The organism is Streptomyces sediminimaris (assembly GCF_047049295.1).
Taxonomy (GTDB): domain Bacteria; phylum Actinomycetota; class Actinomycetes; order Streptomycetales; family Streptomycetaceae; genus Streptomyces; species Streptomyces sediminimaris.
The window spans coordinates 7302236-7316816 of the sequence record NZ_JBJWOT010000001.1; the positions used below are offsets into that span (position 1 = coordinate 7302236).

Here is a 14581-nt window from a genome sequence, read left to right on the forward strand (position 1 = left end):
CTCGGGGAGAACGACGTGAGTAGTGCGCGGCTGCGCCGGGGAGGCAAGGGGAAGACGGCGGCCGGCGGACGGAGCGGCGGGTGGTGGAACGCCTTCACGGACTGGCGGCGCAGCCGCCCGTTCTGGGCGGGGGTGTGGACGCTGCTGGCCGGAGTCGAGATCCTCTCCATCCCGTTCGCGCCCTTGCCGATCATGATGCACGAGGGCATCGCGGGCGTGGCGGGGTCCCTCATGGGGATCTTCATGGTGGTCCTCGCGCTCAGCATGTGGCTGGCTCCCGGGCACCGGGTGTTCGCGGGCATCGCGACGCTGGTGTTCGCCGTCGCCTCACTCGTGCTCTCCAATTTCGGCGGCTTCCTGATCGGTTTTCTGCTGGGCGTCGCCGGCGGCGCGATGGCGGTCAGCTGGGTGCCGTACGCCCGGCCGCCGGCCCGGCCGCCGATCCGGCCGGACTGGCGCCGCGGGAACGGTCCGGGCCGCCCCGGAGGACCGGGCGACCCGGAGGAGCCGCGCGGTCCGGGCGGCCCTGACGGTCCGGGTGGTCCGGGCGGTCCCGGTGGGGCCGGTGGTCCTGATCGGCCCGGTGGCCCCGGCGCCGGTGACGCCGGCGGTTCCGGTGAACCGGGCAGCGGGGGAGAGGGCGACGGTGATCGGACGGCCGGCGGCGGACACGCCGGCAGCGGTCCGCGCACGAACCCGTTGAGCTGGCGCACCGCCCGTACCCGGGCGCTCGGTGTGCTTCCGATCGGGGCTCTGCTGACCGGCGGGCTGCAGGCGCCCCCGGCGCACCTCCCCCGGACGGTGTCGAACATCGCCGACGCACCACCCGGCGTGCCCGCAGGCACCGCCGACGAGGAGACCCCGCGGGGCCTGACCGTCTGTTCCCTGCTCGGCGGACTGCTGGCCGGGACCACGGCACCCACCGGGCCGGGCGCGGGAAGCCGCGATCCGGTGCGCGCCGAGCCGGGCCGCGCGCCGGACCCCGGCTCCGGGCCTGAGGCCGCTCACCACCCCACGGGCCCGGCCTCCGCCTCGGACGGCCCGGGCCCGCACGCGGCCCGGAGTCCTCGCGTGCCGAAGCCGCGTACCGAGGCGCACGGCCACCACAGGCCCGGACGGGGACCCGACTCCGCCGAGTCCGCCCCGCCTCCCGCACATTCGTCCGGAGCGGGCCTGCTCGGCTCGGTCGCGGGCCTGCTCGGCCTGGACGGTCCACCCGACGCACCCGACGCACCCGACGCACCCGACGCACCCGACGGACACGGCGCGCCCGGCGGACGCGGCGCCGGCCCGGCCGCCCGGCACGACCGTGCGACGCCGCGCCCGAGCGGTTCGGCCGGCCCGGCGCAGCGCGGCAAGTCCGGCCACTCCGCGCGGCCGGGTGCGCCGCACGAGCGGCCGGGCCGGTCCGGCGGCGCCGCGGACGCCGCCCCGCCGTCCGTCCTGCCCTTGAGGATCCCGCCCCTGCCCGGCGACGGGCGGATGGACGGCCTGCTGTCGCTGCTGCCCCCGCACATCAGGCCGGACGCCGGCTCCGGCCGGGACGAGCGCTCGCCCTGGTGCCTTCCGCAGCCCCTGATCTCCCTCAGGCTGGGTGTCGACGCCGCCGCGTACCAGGTCCGCACCGCGGCCCAGCCGTTCCGGGTCCGCAGCCCCCTGATGGTGCTCACCGGCCTGACCTATCACGGCATCACCGAGGTGCCGACGGCGTACGGTCCCGAGGAGGTGCTGGTCTTCACCGTGTCCCGGATCGCCATCGAGAGCCTGCGCCAGACCGCGCCCCTGCTCGCCCCCCGGTGCGGCCGCGACCAGCCCCCGCCGCCCGCTCCGTCCTTCCACGGCCTGCCCGGCCTCCGGCTGCCCCTGCTGGACATGGGCGTTCCCGGTATCGGCAGCGTGGACCCGGCCGCCCCCGGCCCCTGGTATCCGTGCCAGGGCACTCTGGAGACGGACGGCGCTCCCTCCGGCACGGCGGTCGCCACCGGTGAGCCCGTGGTCCTGCTGACCAAGGTCCTCAGCGGGAACCTCCTCGGCCTGCTGCCCGTCACGTTCACCCCGAGCATGCCGCCCCCGCTGCCGCCGGGACTGACTCTTCCCATCCCGATCTTCTTCACCGACGTCACCGCCTACAACCAGTACCTCGGCGCCGACGACCTGGACGTTCCGGGTCTCCACCAGACGGCGTCCCGCTGACTGCGGCGCACCGTGGAACCGGGCACGGGCCGCGGGTGCGGCCGCCGCGTCGATCAGGAAGCGGCCGCCGGGTGGATCAGGAAGTGGATCGGGAAGCCGGCTCGGCGACGAGGCCGGGCACGGCGACGTCGACCGGCCCGGTGAAGAGCTCCGCGGCCGTCTCCCGGGCCGCCGCCGGATCCGTGCCCGGCCACAGATGGGTGAGCAGGAGCCGGGCACTGCCGGCCTGCCGGGCGTAGCGGGCGGCCAGTCGGGCGGTCAGCAGATAGGGGGCGTCGGCGGCCGGAACCCGGTGCAGATGGGTGGCCTCGGACAGGAAGAGGTCGGCGCCTTCCGCGAGCAGCGGGACGTCCGGGCTCGGACCGGTGTCGCCCGTGTAGGCGAGCACGCCGTGCGGGGTGCCGAGCCGGATGCCGGCATTGGGTACGAAGTGCGGCAGGAGCCGGGTGGCGACGGTGAACGGGCCGACGGCGAACCGGTCGCCGGGGGTGAACTCGTGCAGGCGGTACGCCGCCGCCAGCATGCGCGGCCCGTCGAGCGCCAGCACCGCGTCGAGGGCGCCGTGCGGCGCGTACACGGGCAGCGGCGGCGGAGGATCGTCGCTCAGCCCCCGGGCGCGCAGCAGGGGGTTGAGGTCGGCGCAGTGGTCCGGGTGGCCGTGGCTGACCAGCACGGCGTCGACCGCGTCGGCGGTGTGCCGGTGCAACAGGCGCGGCAGGGTGGCGTATCCGGGATCGAGCAGCAGGCGGAACCCGTCGTACTCGACCAGGTAGCCGCTGCACGCCTGTACGGCCGTGGGCCAGGCACCGCAGCCGCCGAGAACCGTCAGTCGCATGACAGCAGACCCTAACCTCCGGCCGGGAACCGGGCGACGGGATTCGGGCTCCCTCGTCTCCGGCTCACCGACTTCTCCGGCTCACCGATCGCGGGCGTGGCCCGGCTCAGGCCGCGGCGCCGCCGAAGCCGAACTCGTTGCCGTCCGGGTCGTGGTAGGTGACCTTGCGTACGCCGTTGGCGTACGTCTCCCTGCTCGTGGGCTCCAGGCCCCGGCCGGCGATCCCGGCGACACGGGTGTCGAGGTCGTCGACGAACACGGTGTGCAGCGCGTGGCCGCCGTGTCCGGGGCGGTGCTCGATGTACACGTAGCGGTGCTCGGCGAGTTCCCACACCGCTTCCCTGTCGTTCGGGAAGAACGCCGGCTGGCCGCCGAGGAGCCGTTCGTACCAGGCCAGCGCCGTCGCGTAGTCGTTGACGGGGATGCCTGCGAAGAGGGTGAGGGTCATGGCGTCACGATAGGTCGGGCGGTGGGCGGGACACGCGGATCCGGCGCCGCCGCGGGGTGCGCGGGAGAAAGCGGATCGCCGGGCCGAGGCCGACGGCCCGGTCCGCGCCGGCCACGACCGGTATGTCGTGCTCGACGACGATCACGGTGTGTCCGGCGTCGACCGGGCCGCCTGCGGGACAGACGCCACGATCCTGTGCCGACGGGGCGCATGGCGCCCGGCGCGGGCTCCGGCGGGGCCGGCCGCGGCCTCTCACCACAGGCGGGCCAGGCGCCGGTAGGAGTCCACCAGTGCCGTGCGGTCGTGGGTACTGGTGGTGACCAGTACCTCCTGCGCCCCGGTCTCCTTCAGCACCGCCTCCAGTTCGTGCGCGACCTGCTCCTCGGTGCCGGCGATGTGGCCGGTGAGCCCGGATTCGTACAGGCCGCGCTCCTTGCCGGTCATCGCCAGTGCCTCGACGCGCTCGGCGGGCGGCAGGGGCGGGAAGGAGCCGTGTGTGCGCGAGTACGCCATCGACCAGGCCTCCGGGATCAGCAGCCGCCGGGCCTCCTCGGGGGTGGCGGCCACCGCGACGGTGCCGGAGATCACGACGTACGGCTCGCTCGCCCAGGCGGAGGGCCGGAAGAGGCTGCGGTAGTGGTCGATGCCGCGCCGCATCTTCTCGCGGTTGCGCAGGTCGCCGATGACCATCGGCAGGCCCGTGCGGGCGGCGATCGCGGCGCCCTCGCCCATGGCCAGGACGAAGGGCGGCACGGTCAGGCCCTCGGCGGGCCGCGCGTGCACGCCTGTCGGCGAGGTCCCGCGGAACCAGCCGAGCAGTTCCCGCAGTTGTGCCTCGAAGCCCTCGGCCTCGCCCCTGTCCCGGCCCAGCGCCTTGCGCACCCCGCCGGTGAACCCGACGGAACGGCCCAGCCCCATGTCGATCCGCCCGGGGAACAGCGACTCCAGCACTCCGAACTGCTCGGCCACGACGAGGGGCTGGTGATTGGGCAGCATCACGCCGCCGGTGCCGACCCGGATCGATCCGGTGGCTCCCGCGACGGCGGCGGCCAGCACGGTCGGCGCGGACCCGGCGACCCCGGGCACCCCGTGATGCTCCGAGACCCAGAGGCGGTGGTAACCGAGCACCTCCAGCTCCCGTGCCAGAGCCACCGTGTCGCGCAGCGCCTCCGCGGCGGTGTGACCCTCACGGGTGCGGGAGCGGTCGAGGACGGAGAAGCGGGTGGAGGCGATGACGGAGCTCATGCACGGTTCAACAGCCGGCCGCCCGCAGGATTCCTCACCGCGAGCACGAAGGGCGGGGCGGAAGCATGATCCGTACGTCCGGTGCCCGGCGCGGGCCGCCGGTTGCTAGCGTGTACGTGTCACGGCCGACCACGACGTCCCGGGAGTACCGCTGTGAGTGACTGGCCGCTGACCAGGACCTTCCGCAGCGCCTCCGGCGACGTGCGCTGGGACACGCTCGGCGAGCCCGGCCGGGACCCGGTCGTGCTCTGTCACGGCACGCCCTTCTCCTCCTACGTCTGGCGCGCCGTCGCCCGCTCGCTCGCCCGCCACCACCACGTGTTCGTGTGGGACATGCCCGGCTACGGCGCCTCGCAGATGTCCGCCGGGCAGGACGTGTCGCTGGCGGCCCAGGGCCGGATCCTCACCGAGCTCCTCGCGCACTGGCGCCTGACCGAACCGGTGGTGGTGGCCCACGACTTCGGCGGCGCGGTGTCCTTGCGGGCCCGTCTGCTGCACGGGGCGCGCTACCGGGCCCTCGCGCTCGTCGACCCGGTCGCGCTGGTGCCCTGGGGCTCCCCGTTCTTCCGGCTGGTCGGCGAGCACGCCGAGGTCTTCGAGCAGCTGCCGCCCGCCCTGCACGGCGCCCTGGTGCGCGAGTACGTCGGCTCGGCGAGCAGCCGCGGGCTGCACCCGGCCGTACTGGACCGGCTCGTCCGGCCCTGGCTCGGCGACCCGGGCCAGGCGGCCTTCTACCGGCAGATCGCCCAGGCCGACCAGCGCCACACCAACGAGGTGCAGCACCGCTACGGCGAGATCGGCCTCCCCGTCCTGGTCTGCTGGGGCCAGGAGGACACCTGGATCCCGCCGGCCAAGGGACACGAGCTGGTCGCCCGCATCCCGGGCGCGCGCCTCGAGCCGATCGCCGGCGCCGGCCATCTGGTCCAGGAGGACGCCCCGGCCGAACTCACCGCCGCGCTCATCGCCTTCCTCGCGCAGCTGTCCTGACCGCTGTCTAGGGTGGCCGTGTGACCGACAGCAGCACACGCCCCCTCGCCGTGTTCGACCTGGACAACACCCTCGCCGACACGGCCCACCGGCAGCGGTTCCTGGAACGCCGGCCGCGGGACTGGGACGCGTTCTTCGCCGCCGCACCGGCCGACCCCCCGCTTTCGGAGGGCATCGCGCTGGTGCGGGAGAGCGCGCGGGAGTGCGAGGTCGTGTACCTCACCGGCCGGCCCGAGCGCTGCCGCCGCGACACGCTGGACTGGCTCGCCGCGCAGGGGCTGCCCGACGGGCGGGTGCACATGCGGCGCGACGACGACCGCAGGCCCGCCCGCCGCACCAAGCTGGAGACCCTGCGCCGCCTCGCCCGCGACCGCGACATCCGCGTGGTCGTGGACGACGACGAACTGGTCTGCGAGGACGCCGAACGGGCCGGGTTCCCCGTCGTACGGGCCCGCTGGGCGGCCCCGTCGGCCGCCCTGAAGACGGCGCAGGAGCGGGAGGGCCGGACCTGAAGCGCGCCGCCCGCCGGACCGCGCGCAGGCCTTCCCTCCCGCGGACGGCGGGCCGGGCCCCGGCCGCCTGACCGTCGGCCCGGCCCGGGAGGCCGAGCCCTCAGTCCCCCTCCTCCTCCAGCCGGAAGCCCACCTTCAGACCGACCTGCCAGTGCGCGACCTGCCCCTCCTCGATCTGGCCCCTGACCTGGGTCACCTCGAACCAGTCCAGGTTGCGCAGGGTCTGCGAGGCACGGGAGATGCCGTTGCGGATGGCCTGGTCGACTCCGTCGGGCGAGGTGCCGACGATATCCGTGACCCGGTAGGTGTGGTTCGACATGCCGGTGCTCCTCTCGGCGGTGACGCCTGTGTCACACGTCACTCCACCGTGCCCCAGGGCGCGGCGGAGCGCGACATGTCCGACCGGGCGGTGGCCGTCAGGGCTTGCGGGCCAGCCCGCCGTGCTCGCCGATGACTTCCGGGGCCGGCGCGCCGGGCTCCGGACGCCACAGAGGGACCGACACGACACCGGGTTCGATGAGCTCCAGACCATCGAAGTAGGCGGTGATCTCGTCGACCGTGCGCAGGTTGTAGGGAACGGCCCCGCTCTCGTTGTAGGCGTCCTGCGCCCGCTCGAAGACCGGGTCGACGCCCCGCGAGCCGTCGTTGACGGACAGGTAGCTGCCCGGCGGCAGCGCCGCCATCAGCCGGGTCACGATGGAGCGGGCCTCCGCGTGGTCGGCGACGTGCCCCAGGATGTTGCTGAGGATCAGCGCGGTGGGGCGGCTGAGGTCCAGCGTCTCGGCGGCGGCGGCCAGGATGCGGTCGGGGTCCGTCACGTCGGCGTCGACGTAGGCGGTCGCCCCCTCGCGCGAGGAGTAGAGCAGCGCGCGGGCGTGGGAGAGCACCATCGGGTCGTTGTCGACGTAGACGATCCGTGACTCGGGTGCCAGCCGCTGGGCGACCTCGTGCGTGTTGTCGGCGGTCGGCAGGCCGGTCCCGACGTCCAGGAACTGCCGGATCCCGGCCTCGGTGACCAGGTAGGTGATGGTGCGCCGCAGGAAGGCGCGGCTGCTGCGGGCGATGGTGACGATGCCGGGGAACACGGCGGTGTACGCGTCGCCCGCCTCCTCGTCGACCGGGTAGTTGTCCTTGCCGCCCAGCCAGTAGTTCCAGATCCGGGCCGAGTGCGGCACCGAGGTGTCGATCTTCGTGTGTCCCGCGGGTCCGTGCGTCTCAGGGTCGGTCATGCGTGGCGTCCGTCTTTCGGCCGAGGCGTCAGTGAATGCTTCTCCGCATAACCTAGAGGCCAACACCCCGGTTCCACAGCCCAGTTCGCCGTACGACCCGAAGGTGCCGCGGATCAGTCCTCCCGCGTCCAGGAGCCCAGCACCATCAGGGTCCTGGTGCCGATGACCTTGCCCGAGCCGCGCAGCCGGTCGATGACCTCCTGCAGATGGTTGATGTCGCGCACCCGCATGTGGACCAGGGCGTCCAGGTCACCGGCGATGGTGAACACCGCCTGCACCTCGGGGGTGCGGGTCGTGCTGGCGAGGATGTCCTTGATGCTGGTGGTGCCGGCGTAGCGCAGCTCGGTGAACGCCTCGATGCCCCAGCCGAGTTTGGCGTGGTCGACCTGGACGGTGAAGCCCGTGATGACCCCGGCCTCGCGCATCCGGTCGATCCTGCGCTTCACCGCCGCCACGGACAGCCCGACGTCGGGTGCCATCTCCGAGAACGTACGGCGGCCGTCCGCCTGGAGCAGACGCAGCAGCCGGTGATCGGTCTCGTCCAATTGGTACGGCGCCATCGCCACCCCTTCCTCCGCATGCGGTGGCGCAATGGAATCAAGCAATCCGGGCCCTGTCCACGAGTTCTTTGCGTCTTCGGAGCGTCTTCCCGCACAGGTCTTGCGTCGCCTGCCGGCCGGTTGTGTGCTGTGCCCACTCCTGCTCCCCGGATCCAGTGGAGGAACTCGTGAGCGTCCCGGCCGTCTCCTCGTCGCTCGACGCCAAGTACACGGCCACCGAGGGGCGTGCCCTGATGTCGGGGGTGCAGGCCCTGGTGCGGCTCACACTGGAGCAGCGGCGCCTGGACCGGGAGCGGGGGCTGGACACCCGCGTGTACGTCTCCGGCTACCAGGGCTCCCCGCTCGGCGGCGTCGACCTGGAGATGGACCGCGCGGCCCGCTTCCTCGACGAGGCCGGCGTGGTCTTCAAGGCGGGACTGAACGAGGAGCTGGCCGCCACCGCGGTCGGCGGCACCCAGTTGCTCGGCCAACTGCCCGGAGCCCGGCACGAGGGGGTCACCGGGTTCTGGTACGGCAAGAACCCGGGCCTGGACCGGGCGGCGGACGCGATCCGGCACGCGAGCACGGCCGGCACGGCGCCGCTGGGCGGGGCGGTCGCCTGGATCGGGGACGACCCGGACTGCAAGTCCTCCACGCTGCCCAGCTCCTGCGAGGCGATGTGCGCGAGCCTGCACCTGCCGCTGTTCGCGCCGGGGTCGGTGCGCGAACTCATCGACCACGGCCTGCACGCGGTCGCCCTGTCCCGGGCCGCGGGCCTCTGGACGGCCCTGAAGATCGTCTCCGATGTCGCGGACTCCTCGGCGACCGTCGACCTGACCGGCCTCGGCCGCGACGTTCCCGTGCCCGCGCGCCGCCCGGCCGGCAAGCCACCGGTGCTGGTCGGACCCGCCGCGCTGGACGCCGAGCAGGACCTGCTGACCCGCCGGCTCGACATCGCCCGCGCCTACGCCCGTGAGCACCGCCTCAACCGCGTCGTCGCCTCCGCCCGGCGGGCGACCCTGGGCGTGCTCGCCTCGGGGACGTCCTTCGCCGTGGTGCGCCGGGCGCTGGGGGATCTCGGCATCGACGAGGCCGGGATGGAACGGCTCGGCATCCGGCTCATCGCGCTGGGCATGCCCCATCCGCTGGACGGCGACCACCTGGCGGAGCTGACCGAGGGCCTGGAGCGCCTGCTGGTGGTGGAGGACAAGAGCGACTTCCTGGAAGGCCGGCTCAAGCAGGCCCTCTACCGGCGGCCCGGAGCACCGCTCGTCCTCGGCCGCCGCGACGACTCCGGCCGTACGCTGCTGCCGGTGCGCGGCACCCTCAAGGCCGACGACGTGGCCCGGGCGCTGGCCGGACTCATCGGCGCCGGGCGCCTGCCGGGCCGGCCCGCGGCGCCCGCAGGGCGGCCGCGCCCGTCGGGACCGCGCATGCTGCCGCTCGTCGCCACCCGCACCCCGTTCTTCTGCTCCGGCTGCCCGCACAACCTCTCCACCCGCACCACCGCGGACACCCTGGTCGGGGTGGGGATCGGATGCCACGCCATGGTCGCCCTCGACGACAGCGGCATGCGCGGCAACCAGATCGGCGTGACGCAGATGGGCGGCGAGGGGGCACAGTGGTTCGGCCTCGCCCCCTTCACCGACGACCGCCACTTCGTGCAGAACCTCGGGGACGGCACCTTCCACCACTCCGGCTCGCTCGCCGTCCGCGCCGCCGTCGCGGCCGGGGTGAGCATGACCTACAAGCTCCTCTACAACGAGGCCGTCGCCATGACCGGCGGGCAGAGCGTCGAAGGGCGCCTCGACGTCGCCGCCCTCACCCGGCTGCTGGCGCTGGAGGGCGTGCGGCGCGTCGTCGTCACCACGCCCGAGCCGCGCGCCTACCGCGGCACACGCCTGGACCCGCGGGCCTCCGTGCGCCACCGGGACGAACTCGCCGACGTCGAACGCGAGCTCGCCGGCGTCGAGGGCGTCACGGTACTGATCCACGACGACCGCTGCGCCGCCGAGGAACGCCGGATGCGCAAGCGCGGTCTGCTGCCGGCCCCCGCCGAGAAGGTCGTGGTCAACGAGCGGGTCTGCGAAGGCTGCGGCGACTGCGCCGAGCAGTCCACCTGCCTGTCCGTGCAGCCCGTCGAGACCGAGTTCGGCAGCAAGACCCGTATCCACCAGCCGTCCTGCAACTCCGACCTGAGCTGCCTCAAGGGCGACTGCCCCTCCTTCCTGCTGGTGCGACCGGGCACCTCGGCCGCCCCCGCTCCCGGCCGCCTGCCCGAACCGCCCGCCCCGCTGCCGGAACCGGAGCGCCGCTTCACCGACCGCGAGGTGGTGCTGCGCATGCCCGGCATCGGCGGCACCGGCGTCGTCACCGTCTCCCAGATCCTGCAGATGGCCGCGCACCTGGACGGACTGCACGCCGCGGGCCTGGACCAGACCGGCCTGGCCCAGAAGGGCGGCCCCGTCGTCAGCGACGTCCGCATCGGCAAGGACCCCGTCACCGGCGCCGTGCGCGCCTCCGCAGCCGGCGTCGACGTCCTCATCTGCTACGACCTGCTCGGCGCGGCCTCCGATGCCACCCTGGCCACCTGCGCGCCCGAGCGGACGGTGGCCGTCGTCAACACGGCCGTCGTGCCCACCGCCGCCATGGTCACCCGGCAGGTCGCCGTGCCCGGCGGCCCCCAGGACGCGCTCGCCAGGATCGCCTCGGCGACCCGCTCCGAGACGCTGCTCCCGCTCGACGCCCAGGGTCTGGCCGAACGGCTCTTCGGCGACCACATGCCGGCCAACATGCTGCTGCTCGGCGCGGCCTACCAGCACGGCTGTCTGCCCGTGGGCGCGGAGGCGGTGGAGCGCGCCATCGAGCTCAACGGCGCCTCCGTGGCGAAGAACCTGGCCGCCTTCCGCTGGGGACGCGCCGCGGTGCTCGAACCCGAGGCCGTGCGGCGGGCCGCGGCACCGCGGCAGCAGGTCCCGCGCAGCACCACCCTGGAGGAGGCGGTCGACGTCCGTGCGGCCGACCTGACCGAGTACCAGAACAGGGCCTACGCGGACCGCTACCGGCGGGCGGTGGAGGCCGTCACCCGCCTCGCCACCGAGCGCGCGGGGGAGCGGGACGCCCGGCGGATCGCGCACGCCTTCGCCACGTCACTGCACCAGCTGATGGCGTACAAGGACGAGTACGAGGTGGCCCGCCTGCACCTCGACCCCGCCGAACAGGCCCGGATCCGCGCCGAGTTCGGTGCGGACGCCACGGTCTCGGTGATGCTGCACCCGCCCGTCCTGCGGGCGCTGGGCATGAACCGCAAACTGCGGCTGCGCCGCACCGGCGGCCCCGCCTTCCGGGCCCTGCGCGCCGCCCGCCGGCTGCGCGGCACCCCGCTGGACCCCTTCGCCCGCACCACCGTGCGCCGCACGGAACGCGCCCTGGTCGCGGAGTACCAGCGGCTGATGCGCGCGGCCCTGGACCGGCTCACCCCGGACAACGCCGACACGGTCGTGCGGATCGCCGGGCTCCCGCAGTCCGTCCGCGGCTACGAGCACATCAAGATGGCCCGGGTCGAGGAGTACCGGGAGCAGGCGCGCAGGACGCTGGGCGAGCTGACCGGCTGACCCCGCGCACCGCGGGCGAACCGGACCGGCATACGGCCTTCCTCCGTGGACGCCGCCTTCGCCCCCTCTTGACTACCGCATTGGTCCATACCAAAATCCCGGACGACCCGTGCGAGCCCCCGCGCTCGTCCCCCCACGTCGGGCCCTTCGCCCTGTCCGTCAGACAGAACAGGACCCCTCGTGAGACGTCGTCGGCTCCTCGCCCTCTCCTCCGTCGGTCTCGTCAGCGCGTGCGGACTCGATTCCGGCGGCGACGGCAGGCGCACCGTCACGGCCTGGCTGATGAAGGACAGCGCCTCGCGGAGCTTCCTGCGGCGGTTCACCGCGGCGTTCGAGCGCGACAACCCCAGGCTCCGGCTGGACATCCGCATCCAGCAGTGGACCGGCATCGGCCCCAAGGTGCAGGCCGCCCTGGACGCCGACGCCGGCCACGGACCCGACGTCATCGAGGTGGGCAACACCCAGGTGCCGCAGTACGTGGAGGGAGGCCGGCTGCTCGACCTGACCCTGGAGTCGGCGCTGCGCTGGGGCAGTGAGAGCTGGCTGCCGGGCCTCGCCGAGCCGGGACAGTTCCTCTCGCACCAGTACGGCATTCCCTGGTACGCGGCCAACCGGGTCGTCGTCTACCGCAAGGACCTGTTCGCGCGGGCCGGCATCAGGGCCGTGCCCCGCACCCGCGACCAGTGGCTCGACGCCACCGAGAAGCTCGACTCCGGCGGGAACCAGGGTATCTACCTCGCCGGCCAGGACTGGTACACCCTCGCCGGCTTCATCTGGGACGAGGGCGGGGACTTGGCCGACGACGGGGACGGCGAGGGCTGGCGCGGCACGCTGGACACCCCGGCGGCCCTGCGCGGCATGGACTTCTACCGGCGGCTGCAGGCCCTCGGTGCCGGACCGGTCGGCGCCGACGAGGAACACCCGCCGCAGGCAGGCGTGTTCGCCGGGGGCAAGGTCGCCCAGATGGTCGCCGTCCCGGGCCTGGCCCGCACCGTCGTCCAGCAGAACCCGCACCTGAAGGGCAGGCTGGGCTTCTTCCCCGTGCCCGGCCCGACCGCCGCCCACCCCGGCGCCGTCTTCACCGGCGGCTCCGACCTGGTGGTCCCGAACAACACCCGTGAGCGGGACGGCGCCGTCGCCGTCGTCGCCGCGCTCACCGGCGCCAGGTGGGACACCGAACTGGCCCGCACCATGAACTACGTCCCCAACAAGAAGAGCCTCGCCGGGGCCGTCGGCGGCGAGGAGGGAGTCGCGGCCATGGCGGCCGGGGCCGCACAGGGCCGGGCCACGCCCAGCACGCCGCAGTGGGGGGCGGTGGAGGCGGACAATCCGATCAAGGAGTACATGACCAAGGTGCTCACGGGAGCCGACCCGGCGACCGAGGCCCGGCGGGCCTCCCGGCGCATCACCGACGTGCTCAACAGGCTGGGCTGACGCCCGGGCGGACGCGGTCGGCCTCCGGACCGGCGCCTGTCCGGAGGCCGGGGCGTCACCGGGATCGTTCAGGGCGTACCGGTCATGCCGGTGCCACGGCACGGCCCGTCTGCGGGGAGATCATCCCGGCGCACAGGCCGCGGGAGGCGAGTTGCTGCGCGATGCGGGGAACCGCGGCGACCGTGTTGGCGGGCCAGTCGTGCATGAGGATGATCTGGCCGTTGGTGAGCCGGCCGGCGGCCGCGACGATCGCGTCGGTGCTCGCGCCGTTCCAGTCCTGCGAGTCCACGTCCCAGATGATCTCCCGCAGGCCGTACTTGGCCTCGACGGCCTTCAGCGTCGCGTTGGTCTCGCCGTACGGCGGGCGGAACAGTCGCGGCGTACCGCCGCCCGCGGCGGCGATGGCCTGCTGGGTGCGGGAGATCTCCGAGTCGATCTGCGCCTGGCCGAGTCGGGTCAGATGCGGGTGGGTGTAGCTGTGGTCGCCGACCCACATCCCGGCGGCGACCTCGGCCCTGACCTGGGCCGGGTAGGCGGCGGCGTACCGGCCCTCGTTGAACATCGTCGCCCGCAGGCCGTTCTGCCCGAGCGCGTTGAGCAGGGCGGTCGTGTTGCCGGACGGGCCGTCGTCGAAGGTGAGTCCGACATAGCCGTAGCAGGAGGCGGCCCGCGCCGGGGCGGCGTGCAGGGCGAGGGTGCCCGTGGCGGCCAGTGCGACGGCGGTCAGGGCCGACGTCAGCGGGCGTGACAGCAGTCCTCGTCGGCGGCTCATCCGGACACCGTGATGTTGGAGCTGCCGCTGCTCTGGTAACCCTCGGTCGCGAGGATCATGTAGTACTTGAAGCTGCCGAGAGGCATCCCGGCACGGGCCCAGGCGTCGAAGTGGTTGCCGGTGGTGATGGTGCCGCCGGTCCGCTTCGACTGCCGCACGCTCCAGTACTGGTTGAAGGTCCTGGTGCCTTCCACGGACGGGGCGTTGTACCGCGTCGTCTGGTAGATGTCGTACGTACCGCCGTCGCTGGTGACGGAGCCCTTGTACGTTCCCGTGGGCCGGTAGGTGCCCCAGTTGTCGACGATGTAGTACTCGACGAGCGGGTTCGACGTCCAGCCGTACAGGGAGAGGTAGCCGTTGCCGGAGGGGTTGAAGCTGCCCCAGTAGCCGACGCTGCGGCGGCCGCCGGTGCTCCAGCCCTTGCCGCAGACGAAGTTGCCGGTGTTGTGCCAGCCGGCGCTGTAGTTGCCGCCGGAGCCCAGGGTCATCGAGACGGTGCCCTGCGCGTCCGTCCAGAACGAGTAGTAGAAGCCGCTGTCGGTGCCGGTCTGGTTCGTGGTGATGACCGTCGCGGCTCGGGCGGTACCGGGCAGCGCCAGCGCCGTGGCCGTACCCAGCAGCAGGCCGCAGGCGGCCCTGCGGCTCACCGGGTGTGCGGGTGTGACGTCCATGTGGGGGTTTCCTCCTCGTGGATCGAGGCCGGGTTGTGGTCCGCCAGTGTTGGCCTGTCCCCGTCAAGCGTCAATACTTTCGGTGGGAATTCGAAACATTCG

The 14581-nt window shown here is 73.6% G+C and carries 13 protein-coding genes; 5 read left to right on the forward strand and 8 right to left on the reverse strand.

Features of this window, described 5'->3' with window-relative positions; all coding sequences use genetic code 11:
* Positions 1-15: 15 nt before the first annotated feature.
* Complete coding sequence (locus tag ACJ9NR_RS33470) at positions 16-2193, forward strand: DUF6114 domain-containing protein (protein ID WP_412490936.1); 2178 nt, start codon at positions 16-18, stop codon at positions 2191-2193.
* 76 nt (positions 2194-2269) lie between these two features.
* On the opposite strand, the gene ACJ9NR_RS33475 is transcribed toward ACJ9NR_RS33470, so the two are convergent.
* From ACJ9NR_RS33475 to ACJ9NR_RS33485, 3 genes are all read right to left on the reverse strand, one after another.
* On the reverse strand, positions 2270-3028 hold the full coding sequence (locus tag ACJ9NR_RS33475; protein ID WP_412490935.1) for an MBL fold metallo-hydrolase: 759 nt from the start codon (positions 3026-3028) through the stop codon (positions 2270-2272).
* Between the two features lie 106 nt (positions 3029-3134).
* Positions 3135-3476 (reverse strand): VOC family protein, encoded by a 342-nt coding sequence (locus tag ACJ9NR_RS33480; RefSeq protein ID WP_412490934.1) that lies wholly within the window; start codon positions 3474-3476, stop codon positions 3135-3137.
* A gap of 252 nt (positions 3477-3728) precedes the next feature.
* Positions 3729-4721: an LLM class flavin-dependent oxidoreductase gene (locus ACJ9NR_RS33485; RefSeq protein ID WP_412490933.1), complete on the reverse strand. Its 993-nt coding sequence runs from the start codon at positions 4719-4721 to the stop codon at positions 3729-3731.
* Between the two features lie 153 nt (positions 4722-4874).
* Here ACJ9NR_RS33485 and ACJ9NR_RS33490 point away from each other — a divergent pair, with 153 nt between their 5' ends.
* Positions 4875-5708: an alpha/beta fold hydrolase gene (locus ACJ9NR_RS33490; protein ID WP_412490932.1), complete on the forward strand. Its 834-nt coding sequence runs from the start codon at positions 4875-4877 to the stop codon at positions 5706-5708.
* A gap of 20 nt (positions 5709-5728) precedes the next feature.
* The gene (locus ACJ9NR_RS33495) at positions 5729-6220 is read left to right on the forward strand and encodes a phosphatase domain-containing protein (protein ID WP_412490931.1); all 492 of its coding nucleotides are present in this window, start codon (positions 5729-5731) and stop codon (positions 6218-6220) included.
* A 100-nt stretch (positions 6221-6320) separates the two neighbouring features.
* On the opposite strand, the gene ACJ9NR_RS33500 is transcribed toward ACJ9NR_RS33495, so the two are convergent.
* From ACJ9NR_RS33500 to ACJ9NR_RS33510, 3 genes are all read right to left on the reverse strand, one after another.
* Complete coding sequence (locus ACJ9NR_RS33500) at positions 6321-6539, reverse strand: dodecin (protein WP_412490930.1); 219 nt, start codon at positions 6537-6539, stop codon at positions 6321-6323.
* Between the two features lie 97 nt (positions 6540-6636).
* Entirely contained in the window at positions 6637-7449 is an 813-nt protein-coding gene (locus tag ACJ9NR_RS33505) for an SAM-dependent methyltransferase (protein WP_412490929.1), read from the reverse strand.
* A gap of 113 nt (positions 7450-7562) precedes the next feature.
* Positions 7563-8009, reverse strand: a complete 447-nt coding sequence (locus ACJ9NR_RS33510) for an Lrp/AsnC family transcriptional regulator (RefSeq protein WP_412490928.1) — start codon at positions 8007-8009, stop codon at positions 7563-7565.
* Positions 8010-8176: 167 nt separating this feature from the next.
* On the opposite strand from ACJ9NR_RS33510, the gene ACJ9NR_RS33515 reads away from it, so the two are divergent.
* Positions 8177-11602: an indolepyruvate ferredoxin oxidoreductase family protein gene (locus ACJ9NR_RS33515; protein WP_412490927.1), complete on the forward strand. Its 3426-nt coding sequence runs from the start codon at positions 8177-8179 to the stop codon at positions 11600-11602.
* A gap of 180 nt (positions 11603-11782) precedes the next feature.
* Complete coding sequence (locus ACJ9NR_RS33520; protein WP_412490926.1) at positions 11783-13036, forward strand: extracellular solute-binding protein; 1254 nt, start codon at positions 11783-11785, stop codon at positions 13034-13036.
* 82 nt (positions 13037-13118) lie between these two features.
* Here ACJ9NR_RS33520 and ACJ9NR_RS33525 read toward each other — a convergent pair whose 3' ends face one another.
* Positions 13119-13808, reverse strand: a complete 690-nt coding sequence (locus ACJ9NR_RS33525; RefSeq protein ID WP_412490925.1) for a polysaccharide deacetylase family protein — start codon at positions 13806-13808, stop codon at positions 13119-13121.
* On the reverse strand, positions 13805-14479 hold the full coding sequence (locus ACJ9NR_RS33530) for a glycoside hydrolase family 11 protein (RefSeq protein WP_412490924.1): 675 nt from the start codon (positions 14477-14479) through the stop codon (positions 13805-13807). The genes ACJ9NR_RS33525 and ACJ9NR_RS33530 overlap by 4 nt, the downstream gene beginning before the upstream one ends.
* Positions 14480-14581 lie beyond the last annotated feature (102 nt).

What these genes read in the sequence shown, in the direction of transcription:
- ACJ9NR_RS33500 (WP_412490930.1), bottom strand. Translation starts at nt 6,539, where the DNA reads ATGTCGAACCACACCTACCGGGTCACGGATATCGTCGGCACCTCGCCC.
- ACJ9NR_RS33505 (WP_412490929.1), bottom strand. Translation starts at nt 7,449, where the DNA reads ATGACCGACCCTGAGACGCACGGACCCGCGGGACACACGAAGATCGAC.
- ACJ9NR_RS33475 (WP_412490935.1), bottom strand. Translation starts at nt 3,028, where the DNA reads ATGCGACTGACGGTTCTCGGCGGCTGCGGTGCCTGGCCCACGGCCGTA.
- ACJ9NR_RS33480 (WP_412490934.1), bottom strand. Translation starts at nt 3,476, where the DNA reads ATGACCCTCACCCTCTTCGCAGGCATCCCCGTCAACGACTACGCGACG.
- ACJ9NR_RS33525 (WP_412490925.1), bottom strand. Translation starts at nt 13,808, where the DNA reads ATGAGCCGCCGACGAGGACTGCTGTCACGCCCGCTGACGTCGGCCCTG.
- ACJ9NR_RS33510 (WP_412490928.1), bottom strand. Translation starts at nt 8,009, where the DNA reads ATGGCGCCGTACCAATTGGACGAGACCGATCACCGGCTGCTGCGTCTG.
- ACJ9NR_RS33530 (WP_412490924.1), bottom strand. Translation starts at nt 14,479, where the DNA reads ATGGACGTCACACCCGCACACCCGGTGAGCCGCAGGGCCGCCTGCGGC.
- ACJ9NR_RS33485 (WP_412490933.1), bottom strand. Translation starts at nt 4,721, where the DNA reads ATGAGCTCCGTCATCGCCTCCACCCGCTTCTCCGTCCTCGACCGCTCC.